General features: G+C 72.8%; 15 protein-coding genes. 4 read left to right on the top strand and 11 right to left on the bottom strand.

Features of this window, described 5'->3' with window-relative positions:
• Position 1 precedes the first annotated feature (1 nt).
• From ACW62_RS07410 to ACW62_RS07420, 3 genes are read left to right on the top strand one after another with little or no spacing between them, the layout of a single operon-like run.
• Positions 2 to 1063 (top strand): tartrate dehydrogenase, encoded by a 1062-nt coding sequence (locus tag ACW62_RS07410; protein ID WP_053203432.1) that lies wholly within the window; start codon positions 2 to 4, stop codon positions 1061 to 1063.
• 58 nt (positions 1064 to 1121) lie between these two features.
• On the top strand, positions 1122 to 2711 hold the full coding sequence (locus ACW62_RS07415) for a sensor histidine kinase (RefSeq protein ID WP_053203433.1): 1590 nt from the start codon (positions 1122 to 1124) through the stop codon (positions 2709 to 2711).
• A complete protein-coding gene (locus ACW62_RS07420; RefSeq protein ID WP_053203434.1) occupies positions 2708 to 3397 on the top strand; it encodes a response regulator in 690 nt (229 codons plus the stop codon). Before ACW62_RS07415 ends, ACW62_RS07420 begins: the two co-directional genes overlap by 4 nt.
• Here ACW62_RS07420 and ACW62_RS07425 read toward each other — a convergent pair.
• The 4 genes from ACW62_RS07425 to ACW62_RS07440 are packed head-to-tail and all read right to left on the bottom strand — an operon-like array spanning position 3378 to position 6440.
• Positions 3378 to 4430, bottom strand: a complete 1053-nt coding sequence (locus ACW62_RS07425; protein ID WP_053203435.1) for an ABC transporter ATP-binding protein — start codon at positions 4428 to 4430, stop codon at positions 3378 to 3380. The genes ACW62_RS07420 and ACW62_RS07425 overlap by 20 nt on opposite strands.
• Positions 4427 to 5227 carry an ABC transporter permease gene (locus ACW62_RS07430; protein WP_053203436.1) on the bottom strand — a complete coding sequence of 267 codons (801 nt, stop codon included), beginning with the start codon at positions 5225 to 5227 and terminating at the stop codon, positions 4427 to 4429. Before ACW62_RS07430 ends, ACW62_RS07425 begins: the two co-directional genes overlap by 4 nt.
• On the bottom strand, positions 5224 to 6027 hold the full coding sequence (gene modA / locus ACW62_RS07435; RefSeq protein WP_053203437.1) for a molybdate ABC transporter substrate-binding protein: 804 nt from the start codon (positions 6025 to 6027) through the stop codon (positions 5224 to 5226). The genes ACW62_RS07430 and modA overlap by 4 nt, the downstream gene beginning before the upstream one ends.
• A complete protein-coding gene (locus ACW62_RS07440; RefSeq protein WP_053203438.1) occupies positions 6024 to 6440 on the bottom strand; it encodes a TOBE domain-containing protein in 417 nt (138 codons plus the stop codon). The genes modA and ACW62_RS07440 overlap by 4 nt, the downstream gene beginning before the upstream one ends.
• 307 nt (positions 6441 to 6747) lie before the next feature.
• Between ACW62_RS07440 and ACW62_RS07445 the strand changes: the two genes are divergently transcribed.
• Complete coding sequence (locus ACW62_RS07445) at positions 6748 to 8409, top strand: HNH endonuclease signature motif containing protein (RefSeq protein WP_053203439.1); 1662 nt, start codon at positions 6748 to 6750, stop codon at positions 8407 to 8409.
• Between the two features lie 49 nt (positions 8410 to 8458).
• Here ACW62_RS07445 and ACW62_RS07450 read toward each other — a convergent pair whose 3' ends face one another.
• The 7 genes from ACW62_RS07450 to ACW62_RS07480 all read right to left on the bottom strand — a co-directional run bounded on the left by ACW62_RS07450 (position 8459) and on the right by ACW62_RS07480 (position 14792).
• Positions 8459 to 8764 carry a hypothetical protein gene (locus tag ACW62_RS07450; RefSeq protein WP_157574493.1) on the bottom strand — a complete coding sequence of 102 codons (306 nt, stop codon included), beginning with the start codon at positions 8762 to 8764 and terminating at the stop codon, positions 8459 to 8461.
• A 41-nt stretch (positions 8765 to 8805) separates the two neighbouring features.
• Positions 8806 to 9630: a DUF1707 SHOCT-like domain-containing protein gene (locus ACW62_RS07455; protein WP_053203441.1), complete on the bottom strand. Its 825-nt coding sequence runs from the start codon at positions 9628 to 9630 to the stop codon at positions 8806 to 8808.
• Positions 9627 to 10265, bottom strand: coding sequence for a DUF1707 SHOCT-like domain-containing protein (locus ACW62_RS07460; RefSeq protein WP_205629189.1), 639 nt, complete (start codon positions 10263 to 10265; stop codon positions 9627 to 9629). The genes ACW62_RS07455 and ACW62_RS07460 overlap by 4 nt, the downstream gene beginning before the upstream one ends.
• A gap of 115 nt (positions 10266 to 10380) precedes the next feature.
• Positions 10381 to 11664 (bottom strand): ABC transporter ATP-binding protein, encoded by a 1284-nt coding sequence (locus ACW62_RS07465; protein WP_083459393.1) that lies wholly within the window; start codon positions 11662 to 11664, stop codon positions 10381 to 10383.
• A gap of 25 nt (positions 11665 to 11689) precedes the next feature.
• Entirely contained in the window at positions 11690 to 12538 is an 849-nt protein-coding gene (locus ACW62_RS07470) for a carbohydrate ABC transporter permease (protein WP_053203443.1), read from the bottom strand.
• Complete coding sequence (locus tag ACW62_RS07475; protein ID WP_083459395.1) at positions 12538 to 13509, bottom strand: carbohydrate ABC transporter permease; 972 nt, start codon at positions 13507 to 13509, stop codon at positions 12538 to 12540. The genes ACW62_RS07470 and ACW62_RS07475 overlap by 1 nt, the downstream gene beginning before the upstream one ends.
• A complete protein-coding gene (locus ACW62_RS07480) occupies positions 13506 to 14792 on the bottom strand; it encodes an extracellular solute-binding protein (RefSeq protein ID WP_053203444.1) in 1287 nt (428 codons plus the stop codon). The genes ACW62_RS07475 and ACW62_RS07480 overlap by 4 nt, the downstream gene beginning before the upstream one ends.
• Between the last annotated feature and the right edge of the window lie 23 nt (positions 14793 to 14815).

The raw sequence follows: 14815 nt of genomic DNA on the forward strand, positions 1-14815 counted from the left end.
CATGACGCGGACGATCGCGGTGATCCCGGGCGACGGGATCGGCCCCGAGGTGATCGCGTCGGCCCGGACGGTGCTGGACGCGCTGGACCGGCGGCACGGCCTGGACCTCGGCTACGAGACGTTCGACTGGTCCTGCCGCCGCTACGCGGAGACCGGCGCGATGATGCCGGCCGACGGGCTGGAGACGCTGGCCCGGTTCGACGCGATCCTGCTCGGCGCGGTCGGCTGGCCGGGCGTGCCGGACCACGTGTCGCTGTGGGGGCTGCTGATCCCGATCCGCCGGGCCTTCCGGCAGTACGTCAACCTGCGGCCGATCCGGGTCTTCGACGGTGTCGGCAGCCCGCTGCGCACGGCCCGGCCGGGCGGCGTCGACCTCGTCGTCGTCCGCGAGAACGTCGAGGGCGAGTACAGCGAGATCGGCGGGCGGCTGAACCGCGGCTTCCCGGACGAGTTCGCCGTGCAGGAGTCGGTGTTCACCCGGGCCGGCGTCACCCGGATCGCCGACTACGCGTTCGAGCTGGCCCGCGGCCGGCGCGGCTACGTCACGTCGGCGACGAAGAGCAACGGCATCGTGCACACGTTGCCGTTCTGGGACGAGGTGGTCGCCGAGCGGGCCGAGGAGTTCCCGGACGTGCGCTGGGACCAGGAGCACATCGACGCGCTGGCGGCGAAGTTCGTGCTGCAGCCGGACCGGTTCGACGTCGTCGTCGCGTCGAACCTGTTCGGCGACATCCTCAGCGACCTCGCGGCGGCCGTCGCGGGCAGCATCGGCGTGGCGCCGTCGGCGAACATCGACCCGACCGGCACGCACCCGTCGATGTTCGAGCCCGTGCACGGCTCCGCGCCGGACATCGCCGGCCGGGGCCTGGCCAACCCGGTCGGGACGCTGTGGTCGTGTGTGCTGATGCTGGAGCGGCTCGGGCACGAGAAGGCGGCGACGGAGCTGATGACGGCGATCACGACGGCGCTGCGCTCGGCCGAGACCCGCACCCCGGACGTCGGCGGCAGCGCGAGCACCGCGGACGTGACGGCCGCCGTCGTCGAGCTGGTGGCCGGCGGGTGACGGCAGGCAGACTGGCGTGATGGGGCCGCTCGCGAGGCCATGGCGACGATGGAGCCTGGTGCGCAGCACGGTCGTCATCCAGTTGACGGTCGTGCTGGGCATCGTCGTCGCCGTCACGGCGATGGTGGTCGTGAACGCCCAGCGCGAGGCCCGCGAGGCGGCCGGCGACCGGTCGCTGTCGGTGGCGCGGGCGGTCGCCGCGGCGCCGTCGGTCATCGCGGCGTTCGACTCCGACGACCCCAGCGCGCACCTGCAGCCGTACGCCGAACGGGTCCGGGCCGGCGCCGACGTCAGCTTCATCACCATCATGTCGCCGGACCGCGTCCGCTACACCCATCCCGACCCGGCGCAGATCGGCGGCACCTTCCTCGGCAACGTCGGCGACGCGCCGTCCGGCGGCACGCTGCGCGAGACCTTCGCCGGCACGCTCGGCCCGTCGGTCCGCGCCGTCGTACCGGTGCGATCCGGCCCCGGCGGCGGCGCGGTGGTCGGGCTGGTCGCCGTCGGCGTCACCATCGAGAACGTCGGCGAGCGGGTGGCCGAGCAGGTCCCGTGGATCGCGCTGACGGCGCTGGCGGCGGCCCTGCTCGGCGTCGCCGGGTCGGTGGTGGTCGGGCGCCGGCTGCACCGCGTCACCGGCGGCATGGGCCCGGCCGAAGTCACCCGCACGCTCGCGTACTACTCGTCAGTGCTGCACGCGATCCGCGAAGGACTGCTGATCCTGGACGAGCACGGCCGGGTGGTGCTGGCCAACGACGAGGCGGTCCGGTTGCTCGGCCTGCCCCGGCCGCTGCCGCCGGACCTCACCCTCGACGACGTCGAGCTGCCGCCCGGCGTCGTCCGCGCGCTGACCGGCGAGGGCAGCACCGTCGACGAGATCGTGCTCACCGAGGAGCGGGTCATCGTGGTCAGCCGGATGCCGGCCCGGACGGACGACTCCGCCGCGGGCCGCGGGCGCAGCGGCGCGGTGGTGACGATGCGCGACCACACCGAGCTGGAGCGGCTCGCCCGCGAGCTGGACTCCGCGACCAGCTTCTCCGACGCGCTGCGGGCGCACGCGCACGAGTCGGCGAACCGGCTGCACGCCGTCGTGTCGCTGTTGGAGCTGGGCCGCTCCGACGCCGCGCTGGACCTGGCGACCGCCGAGCTGGCCACCACCCAGGCGCTGGCCGACCGCGTCGTCGCGGCCATCGACGAGCCGGTGCTGGCGGCGCTGCTGCTCGGCAAGATCGCGCAGGCCGACGAGCGCGGCGTCGCACTGACGATCGAGGCGGCCGGGTCGGCGCAGGAGGCCGGGGTGGCCACCCGCGACCTGGTCACGGTGGTCGGAAACCTGGTCGACAACGCCGTCGACGCGGCCGGCGCGGGTCCGTCGCCGCGCTGGGTGCATGTGGCGCTCGACGCCACCGAAGGGCTGGTGGTCGAGGTCGGCGACTCCGGCGCCGGCGTCGACGCGGCCGACCGCGACCGCGTCTTCGACCGCGGCTGGTCGACGAAGGACGGCGCCGGCGCGCACCAGGGCCTGGGGCTGGCACTGGTCGCGCAAGTGGTGCGGCGGCTGGACGGCGAGATCGAGCTGGCCGGCGACGGCGGCGCGACGCTGTTCCGGGTCACGCTGCCCGCCGCCGCCGTCGTGGAGCCGGCATGAGCGCGCCGCTGCGCACCCTCGTCGTCGAGGACGAGCCGATCGCCGCGGCCGCCCACGCGACCTACGTCGAGCGGGTGCCGGGCTTCGAGCTGGCCGCCGTCGTGCCGTCCGGACGCGAGGCGCTGGCCGTGCTGTCGCGCGAGTGGGTCGACCTCGTGCTGCTGGACATGAACCTGCCCGACCTGCACGGTCTGGACGTCTGCCGCAAGCTCCGCGCCGCCGGGCTGAGCACGGACATCATGGCGCTGACGGCGGCCCGCGACCTCGCGATGGTGCGCGCCGCGGTGTCGCTGGGCATCGTCCAGTACGTCATCAAGCCGTTCACGTTCGCGATGCTGGCCGACCGCCTCACCCGCTACGCCGCCTACCGGGCCCGGACCAGCGCGGACTCCGAGGCGACCAGCCAGCACGAGATCGACCGCCTGCTCGGCGCGCTGCGCGCGCCCGACCTGTCCCGGCTGCCGAAGGGACTGGCCGAGGAGACCCTGGACCAGGTGGTGGCGGTGCTGCGGGAGCACGACGGCGCGTCGGCGCAGGAGGTCGCGGCCGCACTGTCGGTCTCGCGGGTGACGGCGCGCCGGTACCTGGAGCACCTGCACGACCTCGGCCGGGTCGAACGGGCGGCCCGGCACGGCGGCGCGGGCCGGCCGGAGCTGAACTACCGCCTCACGCCGGATAGACGCTGATCTCGCTCGCCTTCACCGACGCCCACACCTGCCCGCCCGGCTCCAGGCCGAGGTCGGCGACGGCGAGCGGCGTGACGTCCGCGAGCACCGGCACCGCGCCGTCCGCCGTCACCCGGACCAGGTCGCCGTGCGCCTCGAGGTCGGCGATGACCAGCGGCCACGCGTTGCGCGCCGACCCGTCCGGCCGGCGCGGGCTGAGCGTGACGGCGACCGGCGGGAACGCGATGTGCACCGGCCCCGTGGCGTCGTGGGCCAGCGCGACGACGGCGCCGGACGGCAACTGCGCGGTGCGGCCCGACGCGGTGCCCGTCAGCAGGTTCAGGCCGACGAGGCGGGCGACGTAGTCGGTGCGCGGCCGGCGGGCCACCTCGGCCGGCTCGCCGTGCTGGACGACGCGGCCGCGCTCCAGCACGACGACGCGGTCGCCGAGCACCATCGCCTCCAGCGGGTCGTGCGTGACGACGAGCGTGCAGCCGTCGTAGCCGCCGAGGTGCCGGCGCAGCTCCGCCCGCACGGCCGGCCGGGTGCCCGCGTCGAGCGCGGCCAGCGGCTCGTCGAGCAGCAGCAGCCGCGGCTCGACGATCAGCGCGCGAGCCAGCGCGACCCGTTGCGCCTGCCCGCCGGAGAGCTCGCCCGGACGCCGTCGCTCGTAGCCGTCCAGACCCATCCGGACCAGCCAGTCGCGCGCCTCGGCCCGGGCGCGGTCGCGGGGCAGGCCGCGCGAGCGCAGCCCGAACGCGACGTTCTCCAGCACGCTCATCTTCGGGAACAGCAGGTAGTCCTGCACGACCATGCCGACCCGCCGGTCCCGCGGCCGGACGTGCACCCCGGCGGCGGGGTCGTCGAGCGTGACGCCGTCCAGCTCGACCCGGCCGGCGTCCAGCGGCAGGATGCCGGCCAGCAGCTGCAACGCCGTCGACTTGCCCGCGCCGTTCGGCCCGAGCAGCGCCACCACCTCGCCGGGCGCGACCGCGAACCCGGCCCGCAGCTCGAGGTCGCCGCGGCGCAGCGTGAGGTCGGCGTCGAGGCTCATGCGGCCCCGATCCAGCGCTCGCGCAGCCCGATCAAGATGGTCACCGAGACGGCGATCATCAGCAGGCTGAGCACGATGGCGACGTCGCTGTCGCCGGCGTTGATCGCCACGTACGCCTCCAGCGGCAGCGTGCGCGTGGTGCCGGGGAAGCTGCCGGCGAAGGTCACCGTCGCGCCGAACTCACCCAGCGCCCGGGCCCAGCACAGCACCGCGCCGGCCAGCACACCCGGCATGACGGCGGGCAGCGTGACCCGGCGGAACGTCGTCCAAGACGTGGCGCCGAGCGTGGCCGCGACGTCCTCGTAGCGGCGGTCGGCGGTGCGCAGCGCGCCCTCGACCGCGACGATGAGGAACGGCATCGCGACGAACACCTGCGCCAGCACGACCGCCTCGGTGGTGAACGGCAGGCTGACGCCGAAGGTGTCGTAGAGCCAGCCGCCGACCAGCCCGCGGCGGCCGAACACCATCAGCAGCGCGACGCCGCCGACCACCGGCGGCAGCACCAGCGGCACCGTCACCAGGCCGCGCAGCACCGACCGGCCGGGCAGCGCCGTCCGGGCCAGCAGCCAGGCGATCGGCACGCCGCACACCAGCGCGACCCCGGTCGCCACCGTCGCCGTGACCAGCGACAGCCGCAGCGCCGTCAGGACCTCGTCGGAGGTCAGGATGGACGGGAGGTCGCCCCACGGCGCCCGCGCGATCAGGCCCACCATCGGCAGGACCAGGATCGCGACGCCGAGCGCCGCGGGGATCAGCAACGCCGCCGGGACCCGGAGGTCCGCCGTCCGCCGGCTCACGGGGTCAGGAAGCCGGCTTCGCCGAGGATGCTCCGGCCCGGCTCGCCGGTGATCGCGTCGGCGACCGCCCACGCGCCGTCCGGGTTCGGCGCGTCGGTCAGCACGGCGACCGGGTAGTCGTTCACCACCTGCTCCGACTCGGGCACGTCGATGGTCTCGACCGCGTCGCCCTCGGCCGCCGCGTCGGTCAGGTAGATCAGCGCCGCGTCGGCCTCGCCCAGCGCGACCAGCGACGCCGCCTCCTTCACGTCCGTCGTCAGCGTGTCGGGCGCCGCCGTGACCCCGGCCGCGTCGAGCAGCCGCTGCGCCGCCCCGCCGCACGGCACCTGCGGTTCGCAGATCGCGATGCGCAAGTCCGGGTTCGCGAGGTCGGCCAGCCCGGTGACGTCGCCCGGGTTGCCGGCCGGGACGGCCAGCGCGAGCGTGTTGCGGGCGAAGATCCGCGGCTCGCCGTCCACCACGCCGCCCGCGACCGCCTCGTCCATCGTCTTCGTGTCGGCCGTGGCCAGGACGTCGGCGGGCGCGCCGGCCAAGAGCTGCTCCACCAGGCCGGACGACGGGCCGAACGAGTAGACGATCTCGAGGTCCGGGTAGGTCGCCCGGAGCTGGTCGGACAGCGTCTCGAACGACTCCGTCAGCGACGCCGCCGCCAGCACCGTCACCGTGCCGCTGGGCGCGTCGTCGGCCGGCGCGGTGGTGCTGGCCGCGCCGGCCGCGGCGTCGTCGCCGTCGTCTCCCCCGCAGGCGACGGTGAGCAGCGCGGCCGCGGTGACGGCGAACGCGAGCCGGGCCCGGCTCATGCCCGGCCCGCCGGCAGGTCGACGACGACGTTCGTCGCCTTGACCGACGCGATGGCAGCGACGCCGACGTCCAGCCCCAGCTCGTCGGCGGCCTCGCGGCTCATCAGCGACACGACGCGGTGCGGACCCGCCTGGATCTCCACCTGAGCCATCACTCCGTCCTTCTTCACCGAGATCACGATGCCGGGGAAGTGGTTGCGCGCGGACTCCCGCGGCGTGGGCAGGGCCGCCTCGTCGGGCACGTTCTCCCGCGCCACCCGCGCCAGCTCCACCCCGTCGACGACCATGCGCCCGGCGTCGTCGCGGTCGAGCCGCAACCGCCCGCCGTCGGCCCACCGTCGCAACGAGTCGTCGCTCACCCCCAGGAGGCGAGCGGCCTCAGAGATCCGAAATTGCGGCACAACGGACAGCATAGACCCGCACCTGCGGCGCCGCCACGCCCGTGAGGGCCGCGGTTCGGTCAGCGCGGCGGCCCGGCGGCCGGTTGCGAGGCGGACGTGTGTTCGATAAGATCATCTTCAGTTGATCACGCCGTCACCGGGAGCGGCAGCAGTGGGTTCCCGGGCATCGAAGCAGGGCACCACACCAGGTGTCCCACCTCGTCCACGGTCGCAGCAGGGGTCTGTCTGCGGTCGTCCACCCCGGCCCGACGGGCTCATGCGGGTGGCCAGCGCTCGAACCTCGGGCGCCCCCTCACCGTGGACGAGAAGGGACCGTGTGATGTCCGATCCGATCGACCGCCTGGCCGCGGCGCCACCGGGCGCCGAGCTCGCCTCCCTGCTCGCGTCCGTCGATGTCACTCGACTGCCCCCGCACGGCCTGATCGCGGTGGCGCTGGCGCGGCAGCGGCAGATCGCGCACGAAGAAGCCGCACTGCTCCACGTGTTCGCCGAACTGGCCGACCGCCCGGAATACCAGCGCTGCGGCGCCCCGGACGACCTCGGCGCCGGGCACGCCCATCGTGCGGTCGAGGCGGCCGGCGACGAGGTGTCCCTGGCGTTGCGCTGGACCCCCGGCCGGGCCACCGCACGGGTCGCGCTCGCGGTCGAACTGCTCACCGACCTCCCCGACACCTTCGCCATGCTCGACACGGGACACATCGACGCCGACAAGGCACGACTGATCGCCGACCGCACCCGCTGCCTGCCCGACCCCGCGGCCCGCCGCCGCGTCGAAGCCGCCGTGCTACCCGACGCGCAAACACGCACCCGGCACGCACTGGACCAACGACTGCGCCGCGAGGTCATCACCGCCGACCCCCACGGCGCCGAGCACCGGCGCCGCCTGGCCGCCGAGCAGCGCCACATCAGCCGCCCCGAACCCGCCGCACCCGGCGGCGAAGACGGCATGGCCACCCTCACCCTCCACGGGCCCGCCGAAGACCTCACCGCACTGTGGACCGCCACCGACGCCGCCGCCCGCCACACCCGAACCGGAGGCGACCCCCGCACCCTCGACCAACTCCGCTTCGACCTCCTCACCGGCCTCGCCTGGACCGCACTCGAATCCGGGCACCTCGGCTGCTGCAACCCCACCTGCACCCGCGGCCCCGCCAGCACGAACGATCCCGGCGAGCCGACTGCCCACCACCCTGCCGCCCACCTCCTGCCAACCCAGTTGCTTGCCGGCCCTACCGGGGCCGCCCGCGCCGACTCTCACTGTCACCCCGGCCGCCTGCGCCACACCGCCCGACCAGCTCACGCCACAGCCGACCAGCCCACGCCACCCGGTCACCGCGCACCACCCGACCAGCCAGCACCGCCCAACCAGCCAGCACCGCCCGACCGGCCAGCCAGACCCGCCGGGCCTGCCGGGCCGGTGGTCCTCGGCCGCCGCCGCGGCCGAGCAGCCACCGTGCACGTCACCGTGCCCATCGACACCCTCACCGGCGCCAGTCAGGCGCCGGGCGAGCTCGACGGCTACGGCCCCATCACCGCCGGCACCGCCCGCAGCATCGCCTCCGACGCCACCCTGCGCCGCCTGCTCACCGACCCCACCGACGGCCGGCTGCTCGAGTACGGCCGCACCACCTACGCACCACCGGCCGGCCTCGCCGCGCACATCGTCGCCCGCGACCGGACCTGCCGCTTCCCCACCTGCCACCGACCCGCCACCGAGGCCGAGATCGACCACCAACAGCCCTACGCACACGGCGGCACCACCGGGCCGGACAACACCTGGGCACTCCACGCCGGGCACCACCGAGCCAAAACCTGGCACGGCTTCACCACCACCACCGACCCACACGGCACCACCCGGTGGACCACCCCCGCAGGCCACCACTACCCAGTCGAACCCGAACCCATCGGCCCCATCCGCGCCCGACCAGAAAGAAGCCACCTCGCAGCCGACAACCGCGGCCGGGAGCTGGTGCCATTCTGACCCGGAGGTCAGGGTGCGAGTCGGGCGGAGCCACACGTGTGCCTCATGGTCATCGGCGGCGGCTCGCGCGGCGGCGGAGCAGAATGGCCGCGATCAGCACGAGGCCGAGCCAGCCGAAGCCGGCCCAAACGCTGCGGGACGGGCCCCAGCCGAAGCTGTCGTTCCCATCGGCGGCGTCGGCCGCGCCGAGCGGGTCAGCAGCCGCGCCGAGTGGGTCGGCGGCCGCGAGGACGATCGCGGCGAGGACGGCCAGCAGCATCAGCACCGGCAACGGCCGGCTGGACGGGCAGAACCGGCTGGACGGGCTGGGCGGGCGACGCTGGGCAGTCCGAGTGGACAGGCTGGACGGGCTCATCGGCGCACGATCACCCACGTCGGTGAACCCTCCGGCGCTGGTCAGTGGCCGAGAATTGAACGGCGCTTGTCGCGCGGCGGGCGCACGGTGACCTCGCCCAGCAGAACGAAGCCGCGCACCCGGTAGACCGGCGCGCCCGGCGTGACCGGCTCGCGCAGCTTCATCTTCCGCTCGCCGAGGATGTTGGTGCCTTCGTCGAGGCGGACGTCGATGCCCTCGGGCACGATCATGGTGAGGCTGCCCAGCACGATCGACGTCTGGATCTCGACCTCGGGGGTGCGGACGACCGCCTCGGTGAAGTCGAGCACGACCTCGCCCAGGATCGACGTGACGTCCATGCGGGCCGGCACTTCCCAGCGCCCCTCCCGCTTCTCGTTGCTGAGCACGCTGGTGATGCGCTCGGACGGACGGACCGGCCCACCGGACGGCGGCAGTGGCGGCTGCACCTCGGCACCGACCCCGGTCGTCCCGGCCACGGGGGCCACTGGCGCCGGGGCCGGCCGGCCCTGCTGCCAGTTCGCCGCCGGGTTGCCGCCGGGCAGCGGGTACGGACCCTGCGGGAGGTCGCGCGTGATCGGCTGCAGCTCGCCGTACGTGCGCGCCTTGAACGTCGCCTCGAGCCGCTCTTCCAGCTCGGTGAGCGTGAGGCGGCCGTCGCCGGCGGCCTGGCGCAGCGCCTCGGCGACCCGTTCGCGGTCGACGTCGGAGCAGCGCAGGTCGGCCGCGCTGCGGACGTCGGGGTAGTCGGCGCTGGGCGGCGCGGGGGTAGGCGGCGTGGACGGGGCAGGCGGCGCGGGCGTGGACGGCGCAGACGTAGGTGCAGGCGGCGCGGGCGCCGGCTTCGGCTTGTCGGGGACCTCGCTCATCGTTCGCCCGCCGACTTGCGCTGGACGTTGACGCCACCGAAGACGGCCTTGCCGGTGATGCGGACGACCGGCGCACCCGGACCCGGCTGCGGGGCGCGGTTGGTGTCGTCGTTGAACGCGCCGAAGATGCCGTCGCCGTCGACGGACACCCGGAGGTCGGGCGGCACGATGATGTTGACCCCGCCGAAGACCGCCTTGATCTCGATCTCGACCTCCGCCACTTCGAGCGTCGCCTCACGCAGGTCGAGGTCGGCACCACCGAAAACGGCCTTGACGCGGTAGTACTGCGGCACGACCCAGTCGCCGCGCCGCTGGATGCCGCTGAACACGACCTTCGCGCTGCGCGACGACGGCACACCGCCGACGCGGGCCGACGGCGACTGCGACGGTGCCGGTGCGGCGGCGGCGCGGCGCGCGAGGGCGGCGGACGGCGGCAGCGGAAGGTCACCGGGGAGATCGCCGACCACCGGCTCGAGGTCGGCGTACGTCTTGGCGGCGTACAGCGCCTCGATGCGTTCCTCCAGCTCGGTGAGGCTCAGCCGGCCGTCGGACGCAGCCTGGCGCAGGACATCGGCGACCTGTTCGCGGTCGGCGTCGGATGCCCGCATGGCCCGCTGGTCACTTGTCTCGTCCACAAGTGACGACCTTAGCAATCACCCGGCCGTCCGGACGGAGGAGAATACCCTGAGATCTACCCCTGAAGAAGGAGCGGCACCAGCCACGGCGAGGCCCGACGTCAGTCCCGGATGATCAGGGTGCCATCGGGGTCTCCCCGGTCTCGGGCGCCGGATCGGCCGAAGCGGCCGCCGGATCGGCCGGAGCGGCCGCCGGCGGACCGCCGTTGCCGGCCGCGTCGGGCGTCCGGTCCCCCATCGCCTGGACCGTGAGGTTGTCGCCGGACTCCGGGTCGAAGACGTGCACCCGGCGCAGATCCAGCCAGAGGCTGGCCGGCGACCCCTCGGGGATGCGGCTGCTGGCGTCGAGTGCCACCACCAACTGGGTGCGCAGCGCCTCGCTGTCGAGCTCGCGTTCGAGCTCGGCCAGCTGCGCGCGGATGTCCTCGGGCGCCTCGTACGGCACGTAGGCGTACTGCTCGTTGCCCAGCCATTCGATGACGTCGATGGTCGCGTCGAACACCACGCCGTGCTCGCGGGCGGTGTCGGAGACGACGGACGCGTCCTCGAACGCCTCGGGCCGGGCGCCCAGCAGGACCACCTCGTGACCACTGAGATCGAGGGCGCGCGACGGCGGCAGCCGCCACTCGCCGAACGGGGTGTGCAGGCTGTCGCCGACCACCGTCGCGGAGATGAAGTTCATCGGCGGCGACCCGATGAACCCGGCCACGAACAGGTTGACGGGGTTCTCGTACAGCTCGCGCGGGCTGGCGACCTGCTGGATGACGCCGCGGCGCAGCACGACGACGCGGTCGCCGAGCGTCATCGCCTCGACCTGGTCGTGCGTGACGTACACCGTCGTGATGCCCAGCCGCTTCTGCAGCCGGGAGATCTCCGTGCGCATCTGGCCGCGCAGCTTGGCGTCGAGGTTGGACAGCGGCTCGTCGAACAGGAACGCCTGCGCCTCACGGACGATCGCGCGCCCCATCGCGACGCGCTGGCGCTGGCCGCCGGAGAGGTTGGCCGGCTTGCGGTCGAGGTGCTCGTCCAGCTCCAGCAGGTCCGAGGCTCGCCGCACCCGCTCGTCGACCTCCTTGTCCGGCGTCTTGGAGAGCCGCAGCGGGAAGGCGATGTTCTCGTACACGGTGAGGTGCGGGTAGAGCGCGTAGTTCTGGAACACCATCGACAGGTTGCGGTCGCGCGGCGCCTTCTCGTTGACCCGCTCGTCACCGATGCGCAGCTCGCCGCTGGTGATGTCCTCGAGCCCGACGATCATCCGCAGCAGCGTCGACTTCCCGCAGCCGGACGGCCCGACCAGGATGACGAACTCGCCGTCGGCGATGTCGAGGCTCACGTTCTTGACCGCGTGGAAGCCGTCGCCGTAGCGCTTGTTGATGTCCTTCAGCGTGATGGCAGCCATGGGATCTCCTCCATTAACAGCGGGGTCAGCCCTTGACGGCGCCCTGGGTCAGGCCGGACACGATCCGGCGTTGGAACAGCAGGACGAGGATCACGACGGGGATGGTGACGACCACCGCCGCCGCCGCGATGGCACCGGTCGGTTCCTCGAACTGCGAGGCGCCGGTGAAGAACGCCAGCGCCGCGGGGACCGGCCGGGCCGCCTCGGTCGAGGTCAGCGAGATGCCGTAGATGAAGTCGTTCCACGCGATGAAGAACGAGATGATCGCCGTGGTGAACACGCCGGGCGTCGCGAGCGGCACGATCACCTTGCGGAACGCCTGCCAGGTGGTCGCGCCGTCGACCTGCGCGGCCTGTTCGAGCTCCCAGGGGATCTGCCGGAAGAACGCCGACATCGTCCAGATCGAGATCGGCAGCGTCAGCGACAGGTACGGGATGATCAGGCCGAGCCAGGTGTCGTACAGCCCGATGTTGCGCCACAGGTTGAACAGCGGCGTGACGATCGAGATGACCGGGAAGATCGCCACCGCGAGCGCCGTCGTCAGGATCAGCCGCTTTCCGGGGAAGTCGAGCCGGGCGATGGCGTACGCCGCGAACATCGCCAGGACCACCGAGATGAACGTGGCGATCAGCGAGATGCCGATGGAGTTGCGCAGCGACGACAGGAACAGGTCCTGGGCGTCACCGCGCAGGATGCTGTCGTAGTTGTCCCCCACCCAGTTCGTCGGCAGGAACTCCCCCGTCGCCAGGTCGCTGGGGGTCTTGAACGACAGCGAGATGATCCACGCCACCGGGAACAGCGCGTAGACGATGACGACGACGCCGGCGACCCACCACCAGGCCTTGGTGCCGCGCGAGAGCTGCTGCTCGTCCATCACCGCTCCCCTCTCGCGCTGGCCAGATCGACCTTGAACAACTTGATGAACAGGAAGCTGATCAGCACGACGCAGAGGAACAGCAGCACCGAGACCGCCGAGCCGAGGCCGATCTCGAGCCGGCTGATCGTCTGTCTGTACGCCAGGAACGAGACGACCTCGGTGTTGTTGGCGCCCTGCGTCATGATGAAGACGTTGTCGAAGATGCGGAACGCGTCGAGGGTCCGGAACAGCAGCGCGACCATGATGGCGGCCTTCATGTTCGGGATGGTCACCTTGTACATCCGCTGCCACCAGGTGGCGCCGTCGACCTTGGCCGCCTCCTGCAGGTCCTCCGGCACCTGGGCCAGCCCGGCGAGCAGGAGCAGCGAGATGAACGGCGTCGTCTTCCAGATCTCCGAGGCGATGATGACGAACACCGACGTGCCGAACTCGCCGAACCAGTTGGTGTCCGAGCCGATGCCCGGCACGAAGTCGAACCAGGAGTTCACGAACCCGGAGTTGATGTCGAAGGCGTAGAACCAGGCGAACGCCGAGACGACGGTGATGATCGCGTACGGGACGAGGATGGCCGTGCGCAGGATCGGCCGCAGCGTCGTCAGCGCCCGGTGCATCACCAGGGCAAGCGCGAAGCCGAGCACGGCCTCGATGGCGACGGTGATGACGGTGATGAGCACCGTGACGCCGACCGCCCGCCACCACACAGGGTCGGTCAGCACCACGACGTAGTTGTTCAGCCCGGTGAACTCGCGGGCGTCAGGGTCGGTGAGCCGGTACTTGAACAGCGACTCGTAGAACGCCTGCAGGATCGGGTACGCGGTGACCAGCAGCATCACCACGAACGCCGGGCCGGCCAGCCACCAGCCGAGCCGCCGCTCGGCCCGCACCCGGTCGCTGACCGGGATCTTGCCGCCTCGACCGCCGTCGTCCGCCGAACGGCCGGTGTCGCCCGTGGTCTCCGTCACGCTCATAGCAGCCTCTCCCCCTTCAGCACCTCGGTGATCAAGGTCGTGGCTTCCTCGGGCGAGGAGTCGGGTGTCACGGAGTTCGGCGGGTGCCAGGTGTTCTGCAGGCCGGTGGAGACCTCGTTGTAGTACGGGGTCTGCGGCCGTGGCGCCGCCGCCTCGAGCGACTCGCGGATGAGATCGGCCATCGGGAAGGCGTCCTGGACCTCGGAGTCCTCGTAGGCCTCGGTGTTGGACGCCGGGTTGCCGTTGGTGACCATGTAGTAGGCCTGGTTGTCGGGCTGGACGATGCACTGCGCCGCCGCGATGGCGAGGTCGGTGTGCTCGCTGAACGCGCCGATGCCGAGGTTGATGCCGCCGTACGGCGGACGGGAGTCCTCGCCCTCGGCGACCGCCGGGTACTGCGCCCAGCCGATGTCGTCGACCAGCGACTGGTCGAGGTTGCCGCCCTCGACGCCGGCCAGCGTGGCCGCCCAGACGAACGGCCAGTTGACCATGAACGAGCCGCGGTCGCCCTGGAACTGCAGCATCGACGCGTTCTCGTCCTCGTTGGCCAGGCCGGGTCCGCCCAGGCCGTTGCGGGCGATGTCCTCGATGATCTGCGCGGCGGCGCGTCCGGCGTCGGTCTCGAGGCCCAGCTGCACCTCGTCGGCGGGCGCCTCCGGGTTGTCGATGATCTCACCGCCGCCCGAAGTGACCAGCGCGTTGATCCACACCGTCAGCGCCTCGGCCCGGATGCCCTGGACGCCGAGGTACTTGTCCTGCGACTGGGCGGCGTCGATGATCTGCTGCCACGTCACCGGCTCGTTCTCGGGGTCCAGCCCGGCCGCCGCGGCGACGGACTTGCGGTACCAGAGCAGCTGGGTGTTGGCCCAGAACGGGACCGCGACCAGCTCGTCGCGCCAGGTGGCGCCGTCGATGGCGCCCTGCACGACGTTCTCGGTGACCGCTTCCGCGACGTCGTCGGGGATCTCGGCGAGGAACCCGGCCTCGGCCAGCTCTGGGATGAACGGCGGGTCGAGGCTGATGATGTCGATGGACGAGTCGTTGGCGGCCAGCCGGCGGGCCAGCTGCTCGCGCTGTGCCGACGCCTCGCGCGGCAGCAGCGACGTCTCGATGCGGTACTCGCCGCCGGCCGCTTCGGTACACCGCTTGGCCAGCTCCGCCTGGCCCCCGTTGTCGGGGTTGATGTACCACGTGAGTGTCGGAGTGGAGTCACTACTGCCGCAGGCCGCCAGCCCCATCGTGAGGGCGGCAGCGGCTGCGACGCTGACGGTCCTTCTGCCCACATCGCCTCCATGGAGCAGGGCTG

The organism is Jiangella muralis, assembly GCF_001270745.1.
Lineage (GTDB): Bacteria > Actinomycetota > Actinomycetes > Jiangellales > Jiangellaceae > Jiangella > Jiangella muralis.

Coding starts and splice junctions, on each gene's coding strand:
- ACW62_RS07410 (WP_053203432.1), top strand. CDS start 2: ATGACGCGGACGATCGCGGTGATCCCGGGCGACGGGATCGGCCCCGAG.
- ACW62_RS07420 (WP_053203434.1), top strand. CDS start 2,708: ATGAGCGCGCCGCTGCGCACCCTCGTCGTCGAGGACGAGCCGATCGCC.
- ACW62_RS07425 (WP_053203435.1), bottom strand. CDS start 4,430: ATGAGCCTCGACGCCGACCTCACGCTGCGCCGCGGCGACCTCGAGCTG.
- modA (WP_053203437.1), bottom strand. CDS start 6,027: ATGAGCCGGGCCCGGCTCGCGTTCGCCGTCACCGCGGCCGCGCTGCTC.
- ACW62_RS07440 (WP_053203438.1), bottom strand. CDS start 6,440: ATGCTGTCCGTTGTGCCGCAATTTCGGATCTCTGAGGCCGCTCGCCTC.
- ACW62_RS07445 (WP_053203439.1), top strand. CDS start 6,748: ATGTCCGATCCGATCGACCGCCTGGCCGCGGCGCCACCGGGCGCCGAG.
- ACW62_RS07450 (WP_157574493.1), bottom strand. CDS start 8,764: ATGAGCCCGTCCAGCCTGTCCACTCGGACTGCCCAGCGTCGCCCGCCC.
- ACW62_RS07455 (WP_053203441.1), bottom strand. CDS start 9,630: ATGAGCGAGGTCCCCGACAAGCCGAAGCCGGCGCCCGCGCCGCCTGCA.
- ACW62_RS07465 (WP_083459393.1), bottom strand. CDS start 11,664: ATGGCTGCCATCACGCTGAAGGACATCAACAAGCGCTACGGCGACGGC.
- ACW62_RS07470 (WP_053203443.1), bottom strand. CDS start 12,538: ATGGACGAGCAGCAGCTCTCGCGCGGCACCAAGGCCTGGTGGTGGGTC.
- ACW62_RS07475 (WP_083459395.1), bottom strand. CDS start 13,509: ATGAGCGTGACGGAGACCACGGGCGACACCGGCCGTTCGGCGGACGAC.